General features: G+C 68.6%; 11 protein-coding genes and 1 tRNA gene. 8 read left to right on the forward strand and 4 right to left on the reverse strand.

Annotated features, from left to right (window positions below; all coding sequences use genetic code 11):
- Window positions 1-43 precede the first annotated feature (43 nt).
- From CKO28_RS10555 to CKO28_RS10580, 6 genes are all read left to right on the forward strand, one after another.
- The gene (locus CKO28_RS10555) at window positions 44-850 is read left to right on the forward strand and encodes an ABC transporter permease (RefSeq protein WP_200340743.1); all 807 of its coding nucleotides are present in this window, start codon (window positions 44-46) and stop codon (window positions 848-850) included.
- A 332-nt stretch (window positions 851-1,182) separates the two neighbouring features.
- The gene (locus CKO28_RS10560) at window positions 1,183-2,106 is read left to right on the forward strand and encodes an ABC transporter substrate-binding protein (RefSeq protein ID WP_200340744.1); all 924 of its coding nucleotides are present in this window, start codon (window positions 1,183-1,185) and stop codon (window positions 2,104-2,106) included.
- A 136-nt stretch (window positions 2,107-2,242) separates the two neighbouring features.
- Window positions 2,243-3,340, forward strand: a complete 1,098-nt coding sequence (locus tag CKO28_RS10565; RefSeq protein ID WP_200340745.1) for an ABC transporter ATP-binding protein — start codon at window positions 2,243-2,245, stop codon at window positions 3,338-3,340.
- Complete coding sequence (locus CKO28_RS10570) at window positions 3,331-3,978, forward strand: ABC transporter permease subunit (protein WP_200340746.1); 648 nt, start codon at window positions 3,331-3,333, stop codon at window positions 3,976-3,978. The genes CKO28_RS10565 and CKO28_RS10570 overlap by 10 nt, the downstream gene beginning before the upstream one ends.
- Window positions 3,979-4,080: 102 nt before the next feature.
- Complete coding sequence (locus CKO28_RS10575; RefSeq protein ID WP_200340747.1) at window positions 4,081-4,878, forward strand: hypothetical protein; 798 nt, start codon at window positions 4,081-4,083, stop codon at window positions 4,876-4,878.
- A gap of 54 nt (window positions 4,879-4,932) precedes the next feature.
- Window positions 4,933-5,841 (forward strand): cation diffusion facilitator family transporter, encoded by a 909-nt coding sequence (locus CKO28_RS10580; protein WP_200340748.1) that lies wholly within the window; start codon window positions 4,933-4,935, stop codon window positions 5,839-5,841.
- A gap of 103 nt (window positions 5,842-5,944) precedes the next feature.
- Here the strand turns inward: CKO28_RS10580 and motA are convergent, their stop codons facing one another.
- Entirely contained in the window at window positions 5,945-6,814 is an 870-nt protein-coding gene (gene motA / locus CKO28_RS10585; protein ID WP_200340749.1) for a flagellar motor stator protein MotA, read from the reverse strand.
- Between the two features lie 274 nt (window positions 6,815-7,088).
- Between motA and CKO28_RS10590 the strand changes: the two genes are divergently transcribed.
- Window positions 7,089-7,568 (forward strand): response regulator, encoded by a 480-nt coding sequence (locus tag CKO28_RS10590; RefSeq protein WP_200340750.1) that lies wholly within the window; start codon window positions 7,089-7,091, stop codon window positions 7,566-7,568.
- 223 nt (window positions 7,569-7,791) lie between these two features.
- On the forward strand, window positions 7,792-8,085 hold the full coding sequence (locus tag CKO28_RS10595) for a hypothetical protein (protein ID WP_200340751.1): 294 nt from the start codon (window positions 7,792-7,794) through the stop codon (window positions 8,083-8,085).
- Between the two features lie 315 nt (window positions 8,086-8,400).
- Here the strand turns inward: CKO28_RS10595 and CKO28_RS10600 are convergent.
- From CKO28_RS10600 to mrdA, 3 genes are all read right to left on the reverse strand, one after another.
- Window positions 8,401-8,476, reverse strand: a tRNA-Lys gene (locus tag CKO28_RS10600).
- Window positions 8,477-8,646: 170 nt separating this feature from the next.
- Window positions 8,647-9,798, reverse strand: a complete 1,152-nt coding sequence (gene rodA / locus CKO28_RS10605; protein WP_200340752.1) for a rod shape-determining protein RodA — start codon at window positions 9,796-9,798, stop codon at window positions 8,647-8,649.
- Between the two features lie 67 nt (window positions 9,799-9,865).
- Window positions 9,866-11,827, reverse strand: a complete 1,962-nt coding sequence (gene mrdA, locus CKO28_RS10610) for a penicillin-binding protein 2 (protein WP_200340753.1) — start codon at window positions 11,825-11,827, stop codon at window positions 9,866-9,868.
- Between the last annotated feature and the right edge of the window lie 43 nt (window positions 11,828-11,870).

Below are 11,870 nucleotides of genomic sequence, written 5' to 3' on the forward strand. Positions count from 1 at the left end.
GGGCGGGTTTGACCTGCCGGCCCGGGTGCGCGATACCGCCGGTATGAACGCGAAACGTCCGCCCGCGCGGCCGCCGCGCGCGGTGCTGCTGCTGACCGGCCTGCTTGCCGTCGCGCTGACCGGCTGCGCCAGCGACTCGCTGATGATGCGCGGTGGCGGCGGGCCGATCGAGGTGCTGCAGAACCTGTGGGCCTGGTTCACCGAGGCCGGCCGCTGGAACGGCAACGACGGTATTCCCAACCGGGTGGTCGAGCATCTCTATTACACCGTCGTCTCGCTGGCGATCGCGCTGGCGATCTCGCTGCCGGTGGGGATCGGGCTCGGCCACCTTGGCAAGGGCGGACTGTTCGCCATCAACGTGTCCAACATCGGGCGTGCGGTGCCGGAGTTCGGGATCGTGATCCTGGTGTTCATCATCGCCGGCTACGGCGAGCTCCCTGTGATCGTCGCGCTGGTCGCGCTCGCCATGCCGCCGATCGTCACCAACAGCTACGTCGGCATGCGCGACGTCGACCGGCAGGTCACCGGTGCGGCGCGCGGCATGGGTATGACCGGCTGGCAGCGGCTGACCCAGGTCGAACTGCCGCTCGCCTCGCCCGCGATCATGGCCGGCATCCGAACCTCGACCGTGCAGGTGATCGCGACCGCCACGATCGGCGCCTACGTCGGACTGGGCGGGCTCGGGCGGTATATCATCGACGGCCTGGCCCAGCACCGCATGGACAAGGTGCTGGGTGGGGCGGTGTCGGTCGCGGTGCTGGCGATGGCGGCGGAGCTGTCGCTGGCGGGCCTGCAGCGGGTAATCGTGCCCAAGGGCATCCGCACCATGCGCGCCGGGGCCACGCCGTAGCGTTGGCGGCCGGCGGTTTCGTTGACAGCGCGCAACGCCACGCCACCTTTCCGGTGACACACCGCAACAGACCGGGGCAGACTGCGCCTGCGCGCGCGCCAGCCAATGACCAGCACGCGGGCCCGGCGGTCGGTTGCCGGTTAACTCGGCACCGGTCGGCGGACCTAGCGCAAAATCGATGAAGGTCGAATCGACCTTCATCGTGAATTTTGCTCTAACTGCTTGAAGAGAGAGCAAGATTCAGCTGAATGGTGGCTTCACCTTTCAGCATCTTGCTCTAGAACGACGGCCGGGCTAGCAAACAAGATTTACCGCCAACAGGGAGGCCTTCCATGACCCGCCTGACTACGCTGACCCAGCGTCTGCTGGGCCGCACGCTGCCGGCGATCGCCGGCGTGGCCGCCATCGCCGCCGGGACGCTCGCCGGGGCCGGCACGGCCAAGGCCGACGACACGCTGATCGTCGGCTCCACCAACTTCCCCGAGCAGCTGATCCTCGCCAACATGTACGAGGACATCCTGGAGGCGCGCGGCATCGTCGACGTCGAGACGCGCCTGAACCTGGGCTCGCGCGAGATTGTCTTCCCGGCCCTGCGCAACGCCGAGATCGAGGCGCTGCCGGAGTACACCGGCGCCCTGCTCGCCCATCTCACGGCCGGCGAGACCCAGGCGCGCACGCCGGAGGCGGTGCTGGCCCAGCTGCGCAAGCACCTGCCGGAGGGAATCGTCGCGCTCGAGCCGTCGCCCGCGCAGGACAAGGACGCGCTGGTCGTGCGCCCGGAGACGGCGGAGAAATACAACCTGACCACCGTCTCCGATCTGGCCGACGTGGCGGGCAAGTTGATCGTCGGCGGGCCCCCCGAGATGAAGACCCGCGAGGCCGGCCTGCCGGGCCTGAAGGACGTCTACGGCATCGAGTTCGCGGAGTTCCGCTCGCTCGACGCCGGCGGACCGCTGACCAAGAACGCGCTGAAGAACGGCGATATCGACGTCGCGCGGATGTTCACCACCCAGGGGGCGATCGACGAGAACGGCTGGGTCGTGTTGAAGGACGACAAGAACCACATCCCAGCCCAGAACCTGATCCCCGTGATCCGGTCGGACGCCCTGACCCCGGAGATCGCGGCGGCCCTGAACGAACTATCCGCCGCGCTGTCGACCGAGGCGCTGACCAAGCTCAACGCCAAGGTCGGGGTCGACAAGATGGACCCCGAGGTGGTCGCCGAACAGTGGTTGAAGGCCGAGGGCCTGATCTAACGGCTTTAAGAGAGAGCAAGATTCGGCTGAAAGGTGGCGTCACCTTTCAGCGTCTTGCGCTAGGCCGGTTTGTGGCCCGGATGCCCACAGTCCGCCGCACGCCCACCCCGACCAGTGCCAGGCGGTTCAAGACGCCATGATCCGTTTCGAGAAGGTGACCAAGCGCTTCGCCGACGGCACGACCGCGGTGGACGCCCTCGATCTTGAGATCGCCGACGGCGAAACGGTGATGCTGGTCGGCCCGTCGGGCTGCGGCAAGACGACCTCGCTGCGGCTGATCAACCGCCTGGAGGAGGCGACCGGGGGCCGCGTTCTGGTGAACGGCCAGGACGTGTCGCAGGTCGATCCCACCCAGCTGCGCCGCGGCATCGGTTACGTCATCCAGCACGCCGGGCTGTTCCCGCACCGCCGGATCGAGGGCAACATCGCGACCGTGCCCCGGCTGCTCGGCTGGGCGCGCGCCAAGATCCAGCCCAAGGTCGACGACATGCTGGAGACGGTCGGGCTGGACCGCACGGTCGCGCAGCGCTTCCCGCACCAGCTGTCGGGCGGCCAGCAGCAGCGCGTCGGCGTCGCCCGCGCGCTCGCCGGGGAGCCGCCGGTGCTGCTGATGGACGAGCCGTTCGCGGCCGTCGACCCGATCGTGCGCGCCCGCCTGCAGCAGGAGTTCCTCGACCTCAAGAAGCGGGTGCGCAAGACCATCGTGTTCGTCACCCACGACGTCGACGAGGCGATCAAGCTGGGCGACAAGATCGCGATCCTGAAGGAAGGCGGCCAGCTGGCGCAGTACGGCCGGCCGGTCGAGATCCTGGCCCGCCCGGCCGACAGCTTCGTCGCCGACTTCGTCGGACGCGAGCGCACGCTCAAGCGCCTGGCGCTGATGACCGCGGACAGCCTGGACGTCACCCCCGGCAACCCGGTCGATCCCGACGCCGACGCCGAGCGCGTCGGCGCCGCGGCGGCCGAAGCCGGCCAGCCGTGGGTGCCGGTGGTCGGTGAAGACCGGCGGTTCCAGGGCTGGTGCGACAGCCGCCGGCTGGTCAACGGCCACACCGCCGGCCAACTCGCAGGCGGCCTTAGCATCGCCACCGTCGGGCCCGGCGATACGCTGCGCACCGCCCTCGACGCCGCGCTGTCGGCGGAGAGCCGGTCGGTCGTGCGGGTCGACGCGGCCGGCAATTATCTGGGCGTGATCACCCTGGAGCGGATCGCGGAGGCCGGGCTGTGGAGCTGATCCGCTGGTCCTGGGTCGGCAGGCACCTGGACGACATCGGCTGGCTGTTCGTCGAACACATCCAGCTGGCCGGCCTGGCGCTGGTGTTCGGCTTCGCGATCGCGTTTCCGCTGTCGCTGATGGCGCTGCGCTGGCCGCGCCTCTACGGCCCGCTCCTGGGCTTCACCGGGGTGTTGTTCACAGTTCCCTCGCTCGCCCTGTTCATCCTGCTGATCCCCTACACCGGGCTCTCCAAGGCGACCTCGCTGATCGGGCTGACGATCTACACCCTGCTGATCCTGGTGCGGAACATCGTCGAGGGGCTGCGCGGCGTCTCCCCGCACGTGCTGGACGCCGCCAAGGCGATGGGCCTGACCCGCACGCAGCGCCTGTTCCAGGTCGAACTGCCGCTGGCCCTGCCGATGATCATGGCCGGCATCCGGATCGCGGCGGTGACCACCATCGGGCTGGTCACCGTGACCGCCCTGATCGGCCAGGGCGGCCTGGGCCGGCTGTTCATCGACGGCTTCACCCGGGACTTCGCCACCCCGGTGATCGTCGGCTTCGTATTGTCGGTCGCGCTCGCGGTGGTGGTCGACCTGCTGCTGGTCCGCCTGCAAAGCGCGCTGACGCCGTGGCACGACGAGGCGGGGCGCTAAACGGCACCAAGCGGCGCGGCCGTCCTCCGCGCAAACCGCGCGCTTGATACACTGCCGTGTCGAACGTACGCGTGCGGCAATGCCTATGGTTGGAGACCTGCCATGAAAGTTCTCGTCGCCCTGCTGGCGGTCGCCGTCGGCGGTCTGTTCGTCGGCGCCGAAGACGCCTCCGCCCAGCTCTCGGTGGATCGGGTGATCGTGGATTTCGCGCCGGGCGAACCGCGCCGTCAGGACATCCTGGTCACCAACACCTCCGACGAGGTCGCGTACGTCCAGGTCGAGCCCCGGGTGATCCAAAACCCTGGCAAGCCGACTCAGGACAGCGTCACGATCGCCGATCCGCGCGAGCGCGGCCTGCTGGTCAGCCCGGAGCGGCTCAAACTGCCGCCCGGCGCGCGCAAGCGCGTGCGCTTCGCCCTGCTCGACCGTCCGAGCGAACGAGATCGCATCTACCGGGTCTCGATCCGCCCGGTCGTCGGGGAGCTAAAAAGCCAGGAGACGGCCGTGAAGGTCCTGGTGGGCTACGACGTGCTGGTGATGGCCCGTCCGCGGAACGCGGACCCCAACCTGAACACCCGGCGCGTCGACGGAAAGCTGATGGTGCGCAACACCGGCAACACCAACGCCCTGCTGTTCCGCGGCGAGCCGTGCGCGCCGGATGGCGGCGACTGCGTCGACCTGCCGTCGAAGCGGATCTACGCCGGGGCGGACTGGTCGACCGGGCTGCCCTACGACACGCCCGTGGAATACCGGGTCAAGGTCGCCGGCAACCCTGACGGTCGTGCCGGAATAGGCCGGGCGCACGTCGGGGCCGCGCCGATGGCTGCGCCGGGATCTGCGCCGCCGTGCAGGGCGCGGACGAAAGCGCGCCCGCACCCGCATTGCACCCCCGCCGGTTAAGCGCCACCCTCGCGCCGGCTTTGTAATCCGAACCGGCATGCGAAGGGGCCTGTCATGGCGAACGCGAATTCGAAAAAGGTGATCTACGCCGCGCTCGCCGGCAACGCGCTGATCGCGGTGACCAAGTTCGTCGCGGCGGGGATCACCGGCTCCTCCGCCATGCTGGCGGAGGGGATCCACTCGGTGGTGGATACCGGCAACCAGGGGCTGATGCTCCACGGTACCGCGCGGGCGAACAAGCCGGCGGACGCCAAGCATCCCTTCGGCTACGGCCGGGAGCTGTATTTCTGGGCGTTCGTGGTGGCGATCCTGATCTTCGCCGTGGGCGCGGGCGTGTCGCTCTACGAGGGCGTGGCCAAGGTGCTGCACCCGCACCCGGTGACCAGTCCGGCGGTGAACTACGTCGTGCTGCTGCTCGCCATGGCCTTCGAGGGCTGGGCCTTCTCGGTCGCCTACAAGGAGTTCCAGCAGATCAAGGGCGAGCGCGGCTTCATCCAGGCGGTGCGGGAGAGCAAGGACCCGACCGTGATCACCGTGCTGTTCGAGGATACGGCCGCGCTGAGCGGGCTGGTCGTCGCGTTCCTCGGGGTCGGCATGGCGCACCTGTTCGGCTGGCCGGTCATGGACGGCGTGGCCTCTATCGTGATCGGGCTGATCCTGGGCGCGACCGCCTTCCTGCTCGCCTACGAGACCAAGGGCCTATTGGTGGGCGAAGCCGCCTTGCCGCGGGTGACCGCCGGGATCCGCGGCGTGGTGCGCGAGGAGCCCGACGTCGAGCGGCTGAACGAGGTGCTGACCCTGCAGCTCGGCCCGGACGACGTGCTCGCGACCGTCAGCGTCGAGTTCGCCGACGGCCTGCCGACCGGCCGGATCGAGCAGACGGTCGCCCGCCTGGACGCGGCGATCAAGAAGGCCCAGCCGGAGGTCACGCGCGTCTACATCGAGGCCGCGACCGCCAGCTAGTCTCACGATGAAGGCCGACTCGACCTTCATCGATTTTGCTCTAACTGCTTGAAGAGAGAGCAAGATTCAGCTGAAAGGTGGCTTCACCTTGCAGCATCATGCTCTAACTGACCGCCGGGGCCTGTTCGACCGCGCTCTCCAGCTCAAAGAAGCTGGGCTGCACCGCCGTGGGCACGTTGCCGCGGCCGATCTCGACGGCGAGCTGTGGGCCCGCGCCCTGCGCGATCGCGACCAGCACGTCCTTGGTGACATGGTAAAAGCGGCCGTCCTCGTCGACGATCTGGGCAAGCCGCGTCGCGAGCGGTCCGACAAAGCCGTAGGCCAGGAACACGCCCAGGAAGGTGCCGACCAGCGCCCCGCCGATCATCTTGCCCAGCACCTCCGGCGGCTCGTTGATCGAGGCCATGGTCTTGATCACGCCCAGCACCGCGGCGACGATGCCCAGCGCGGGCAAGGCGTCGGCCATCGTCTGCAGGGCGTTTGCCGGGGTCATGTCCTCGGCGTGGTGCTTTTCCAGAAGCCGGTCGATGTACTCGTCGATCTGATGGGGATCTTCGAGGTTGAGGGTCATCATCCGCAGCGTGTCGCAGATCATCGCGACCGCGAAGTGGTCCTTCAGGATCTTCGGATAGGTCTGGAAGATCGGGCTGTCGGCCGGCTGCTCGACGTGCTGTTCCAGACCGAGCGCGCCCTTCTTCTTGTAGACGTTGGCGAGCGCGTACAGCAGGCACAGCAGGTCCTGATAATCCGCCTGCTTCCACTTCGGCCCCTTGATCACGCGCATGATCCCCGCGAGCGCCTGCTTCACCGTCTTGATCGAATTCGCGATCAGCAGCGCGCCGATGGCGGCCCCGCCGATCATCATCAACTCGAAAGGCAGCGCCTTCAAAATCACCGACAGCTTGCCACCGGCCAACAGATAGCCGCCGAATACGCCCACCAGGACAATGCCCATTCCACCGATCGACAGCACGTCTCTCACCCCCTTCGCCGGTCTCGTCTCGCTCGGACGCCCGCGTTTCGCGGTGCGCCATTGGTGCACTGGTTGGGTTACCTTTGGATTAAAACAGACGCCGGCGGTCTCCCGAGACGGCCACTATCCCTTTGGTCGCCCGGACACGGGCAAACCTATACGACTGTCGGGCTAGCCAGCGCACAAGCGAAAGACGTAATTTGACCTCAATGCCGCGGAGCCGACGACCGCGGCATTCCAGCCCCCACTTGACCGCCCGCAGGACACCCGCCGCATGGCCACGCAAGCCCACCCGCATCGTTTCGCCCTCGTGCTGGTCGTCGACGACGACGACCTGGTCCGCGACATGGTGGCGGCCAGTCTGACGCGCGCGGGCTATCGGGTCGTCCTGGCGGCGGACGGATCGGCCGCGATCGACCAGCTGGGGGCGCGGACGCCGGATCTGATCCTGACCGATCTGTTCATGCCGAACTGCGACGGGATCGAGCTGCTGCGCTCCGGCCTGCTACGCACCTCGGACATCCCGGTGATCGCGATGTCGGGCGGCTACGCCGGGATCGACCTGCTGGGAGCGTCGCGCACGCTGGGGGCGACGGCGACGATCGCCAAGCCGTTCCTGCCAGGCGAACTGATCGACCTGGTGCGCGGGACCCTGGACCCAGATGCGGCCGCGTCGGCGGATCGCGCCTCGACCGCCGGCCCCGGGCTCGGCCGTCCCGGCCGCGGCGGCAAGGCCGCAGCGGACTGCCACTGAACCGTCCGACGCCGCACGCCGCGCAGCCGACCGCCGCGGGCGGCGGGGCTCCCGCGCGCACGTCAGCCGTGCCCCGCGCCCACCGCTCGGGCAGAGGCGTTGATTCCACCCCCCGCCGCGTGGTCAAAGAGGTGGTGAGGTCAAGGCGTTGGGCGGCGCCGCGCGGCCGCCGCCGATGCGCTCACGCCGTTCCGCGCGCCCGATTTTTGGGAAAGCCGCCGCCATGATGAAGCCCTGGGATGTGCTCGCGATCCTGATGTACGGCCTGGTCGCCGCGCTCGCGGCGCTGGCCGCAGAGAGCACGAACATCCTGGACGTGGTCTTCTGGGGTAGCTTCGGCGTCGGCGCGTCGCTGTTCCTGGCCGGCCTGTTCAAGCGGATCTTTCTGGCCCGCGCCCGGGCGTTGCCCGAAGACATCGCCGACGTCGCCGAGGTCGAGGTCAGCCGCCTCAACGCCTCGATGACCATGGGCTTCCTGCTCGCCGCGATCAGCGGCGGCATTCTGTACGTCGTGTAGGGCGCAGGCGCGTACGGGTACGCGTACGCCCGCCGCGAACGCAACCCGCCCGCCAAACGCAAACGGCGGGCCGCAGCCCGCCGCGCGCCCTCCAGAACGTCAGACCGCCTAACCCGACGGCTAGAGCAAGATGCTGAAAGGTGGAGCCACCTTTCAGCTGAATTTTGCTCTAGGTATTGTTAATGCATAGTGATCGAGTCTCGGCCGACGATCTGGATGCCGCTGAGATGGGGTCGCCGTAGGCACGGGGAACGGACGGCGCAGCCGCAACCCCGACGGTGGCGCGGGCCACGGAGGTTCGGGGGACTGGGGGAATGGTGGGCCTGCAAGGACTCGAACCTTGGACAAGTCGATTAAGAGTCGACTGCTCTACCAACTGAGCTACAGGCCCATCGCTCGGCGCGGGTGATAGCAAGACGGGCGGGCTTTGTGAAGGCCCGAGTTCGGGCGCCCGCACGGATTTTCCCGCAGGCCGCCGCCCGGCCGGGCAATATCCGGCCGAACCGCCGGCGCGGAGATGGGCCGGCCATGGATCGCCCAACGGCCCGGCGACACGGCGCGTCAGTCCTCCTCGCCCAGGCCGCGGCGCGGAATCCGCACGTCGCGGTGGACGTAGACCGAGATCACCAGGCCGAACGAGATCATGATCGCCAGCATCGCGCTGCCGCCGTAGGACACCAGCGGCAGCGGCACGCCGACCACCGGGATCAGGCCCATCACCATGGCGATGTTGATGAACACGTAGAGGAACAGGTTCGCCGTCAGCCCGATCGCCAACAGCCGGCCGAACTGATTGCGCGCGCGCAGCGCGATCGCGAAGCCGTACAGGATCACGATGGCGTAGAGCACCAACAGCGCCACCCCGCCGATCAGGCCGAACTCCTCCGCCAGCATGGTGAAGATGAAGTCGGTCTGCTTTTCCGGCAGGAAGTTCAGGTGCGACTGCGAGCCTTCCAGCAGGCCCTTGCCGAATATCCCCCCGGCGCCCAGCGCGATCTTCGATTGCAGGATGTGATAGCCCGCCCCCAGAGGGTCGCTTTCCGGGTTCAGGAAGGTGAGCACGCGCTGCTTCTGGTAGTCGTGCAGGAACTGCCAGGCGACCGGCACCGCGCCGGTCCCCAATGCGGCGACCACGCCGAACTTCCACAACCGCACCCCGGCGGCGAAGAACAGCACGCCGGAGACCATGATCAGGATCAGCGAGGTGCCCAGGTCGGGCTGCTTGAGCACCAGCACCGTGGGCAGCGCGACCAGCACCAGCGGCCCGATCAGCTTGGTCGGGCGGACGATCTCCTCCTCCGATATGCCGTGGAAAATGCGCGCCAGCGCCAGCACGATCGCGACCTTCATCACCTCCGAGGGCTGCAGGGTCAGCGGCCCGATCTGAATCCAGCGCTGCGCGCCCATGACGACCTCGCCAAGGACCTCGACCGCGACCAGCAGCAGCACGCCGACCAGATAGATCGGATAGGCCCAGCGGAACCAGAAGCGCACGTCGAACATCGCCACGATCAGCAGCACGACCAGGCCGCCGGCGAAGCGTATGGCGTGGCGCCGGGCCCACGGCTGCATGCTGCCGTCGGCCGCAGAATACAGCATCACGCAGCCGATCGCCGCCAGGATCGCGATCAGCAGGATCAGCCCCCAGTTCACCTGGAGGAACTTCTGGCCGAGGCTGAGCTCGGGATTGCGGTTGAAGCCGGCGAGGCTCATGGCGTGGCTCTGGCGTGTCCCGGTGGGTCTGGCGCGTTGGGCATGCGACCTGGCGGTGGCGGCGCGGTCAGCCGCGCCGGATCGGCGGCGCGTCGGCGACCTGCTCGGGCGAATCGTTGGCCAGCGGGTCCAGGCGCTGGGCCTCCGCCAGCACGTCGCGGCCGATCGGCGCGGCGGACTTGCTGCCGCCGCCGCCGTGCTCGACCACCACCGCGACCGCGTAGCGCGGGGCGTTCACCGGCGCGTAGGCGACGTAGAGGCCGTGGTCGCGCCGGCGCCAGGGCAGGTCCTCGTTGTCGATCACGCCCTGTCGGCGTTCGGCCATGGTAATCCGGCGGACCTGCGAGGTGCCGGTCTTGCCGGCCATGTGCCAGCCGTCCCGGGTGATCCGCTTGGAATAGGCGGTGCCGCCCGGTTCGTTGACCACGGCGTCCATCGCGTCGCGGATCAGCGCGAAGTCCGCGCCGGGGATATCCAGGGCCGCGAACATCGGCTCCGGCGCCGGCGTGCCGGGGCCGGGGCCGCCGCGGGTTTCCGCGACCTGCTGGGCGGCGTCGACCGCCTGGGCGCGCGGGCCGTCGTCGGCGCGCGGCTGCAAGTCGCGGCGGAAGTGCGGCACGACCGCCCGGCCACTCGCCAGCCGGGCGGTCATCACCGCCAGCTGCAGCGGGGAGGTTAGAACGAACCCCTGCCCGATCGCGGAGACCAGCGTCTCGCCGCCCTGCCACGGCTCACCGATCTGGGCACGCTTCCAGGCCTTGGTCGGGATGGTGCCGCCGCGCTCGCCCGGCAGATCGATGCCCGTCTTGTCGCCCAGGGCGAACCTGCGCGACATCGCGGCGATCTTCTCGATGCCCACCCGGCGCGAGAGGTCGTAAAAGTAGACGTCGCAGGACTCCTTGATCGCGGCGTGCATGTCCATCTCGCCGTGCCCGTAGTTCTTCCAGCAGTGGAAGCGGGCGTTGCCGAGATCGTAGTGGCCGGGGCAATAGACGGTTTCTGCCGGGTCGATACCCGCCTTCAGCGCCGCCAGCGCGACCATCATCTTGTAGGTCGACCCGGGATTGTAGAGCCCGGCGGTCGCCTTGTTGATCAGCGGGTGCAGCGGATCGTTGCGCAGCTTGCGCCAGTGGCTGGCGGAGATTCCCAGATTGAAGAGGTTGGGGTCGAACGACGGCACCGAGCCCATCGCCAGCACGCCGCCGGTGGCGATGTCCAGCAGCACGACCGAAGCGCTCTTCTCCCCGGACAAGCGCTGCTGGACGTAGGTCTGCAGCTGCTGGTCCAGGCTCAGCACCAGGTCCTTGCCGGGCGTGCCCTCCTCGCGCTTGAGTTCGCGGATCGTCCGACCGACCGCGTTGACCTCGATCGTGCTGGTGCCCGCGCTGCCGCGCAGCTTCTCGTCGTACTCTTTCTCCAGCCCGTTCTTGCCGATCTTGAAGCCCGGCAGCTCGAGCAGCGGGTCCTCGGCGGCCTTCAGCTCGGATTCGGAGACGGCGGCGACGTAGCCCAGCACGTGCGCCATCTCCGGGCCGAAGGGGTAGGCGCGGGTCTGGCCGACATCGATCGAGATGCCGGGCAGGTCGGGGGCGTTGACCTCGATCCGGCTGACGGTCGCCCAGTCCAGGTATTCGCGCACGGTGACGGGGACGAAAGCGCGCTTCTTGCGCACCTCGGTCATGATCCGCGCGCGCTCGCCCGCGCCAAGCTCGATGATCTGCGCCAGGCGGTCGAGCGTGCGCTCGACATCCTTCGCCTGCTCGGCGACCAGCACCACTTTGTAGTTCTGCTCGTTGGCGGCGAGCGGCTGGCCGAACCGGTCCAGGATCCGCCCGCGCGGCGGCGGCAGCAGCCGCAGGGAGATCCGGTTGTCCTCGGCCAGGGTGGCGTACTTGTCCGCCTCGACGACCTGCAGATAGTACAGCCGCGCCGCGAGCGCGCCGAACAGCAGCGCCTTGCCGCCGCCCAGCAGCGCGGCGCGCCGGGAGAAGGTCTTGAAGCGGCTATGGTCCTCGTTCAGCAGCGCCATAGAACTCGTGATCTCGCCCTCTCGAACGCGTCGGTTCAACCCG

This window comes from Rhodovibrio sodomensis (assembly GCF_016583645.1).
Classification (GTDB): Bacteria; Pseudomonadota; Alphaproteobacteria; order Kiloniellales; family Rhodovibrionaceae; genus Rhodovibrio; species Rhodovibrio sodomensis.

Excerpts from the sequence above, each read along its gene's own strand:
- CKO28_RS10590 (WP_200340750.1), top strand. The coding sequence starts at position 7,089 with ATGGCCACGCAAGCCCACCCGCATCGTTTCGCCCTCGTGCTGGTCGTC.
- CKO28_RS10575 (WP_200340747.1), top strand. The coding sequence starts at position 4,081 with ATGAAAGTTCTCGTCGCCCTGCTGGCGGTCGCCGTCGGCGGTCTGTTC.
- CKO28_RS10580 (WP_200340748.1), top strand. The coding sequence starts at position 4,933 with ATGGCGAACGCGAATTCGAAAAAGGTGATCTACGCCGCGCTCGCCGGC.
- rodA (WP_200340752.1), bottom strand. The coding sequence starts at position 9,798 with ATGAGCCTCGCCGGCTTCAACCGCAATCCCGAGCTCAGCCTCGGCCAG.
- CKO28_RS10565 (WP_200340745.1), top strand. The coding sequence starts at position 2,243 with ATGATCCGTTTCGAGAAGGTGACCAAGCGCTTCGCCGACGGCACGACC.
- CKO28_RS10555 (WP_200340743.1), top strand. The coding sequence starts at position 44 with ATGAACGCGAAACGTCCGCCCGCGCGGCCGCCGCGCGCGGTGCTGCTG.
- mrdA (WP_200340753.1), bottom strand. The coding sequence starts at position 11,827 with ATGGCGCTGCTGAACGAGGACCATAGCCGCTTCAAGACCTTCTCCCGG.
- CKO28_RS10595 (WP_200340751.1), top strand. The coding sequence starts at position 7,792 with ATGATGAAGCCCTGGGATGTGCTCGCGATCCTGATGTACGGCCTGGTC.
- CKO28_RS10560 (WP_200340744.1), top strand. The coding sequence starts at position 1,183 with ATGACCCGCCTGACTACGCTGACCCAGCGTCTGCTGGGCCGCACGCTG.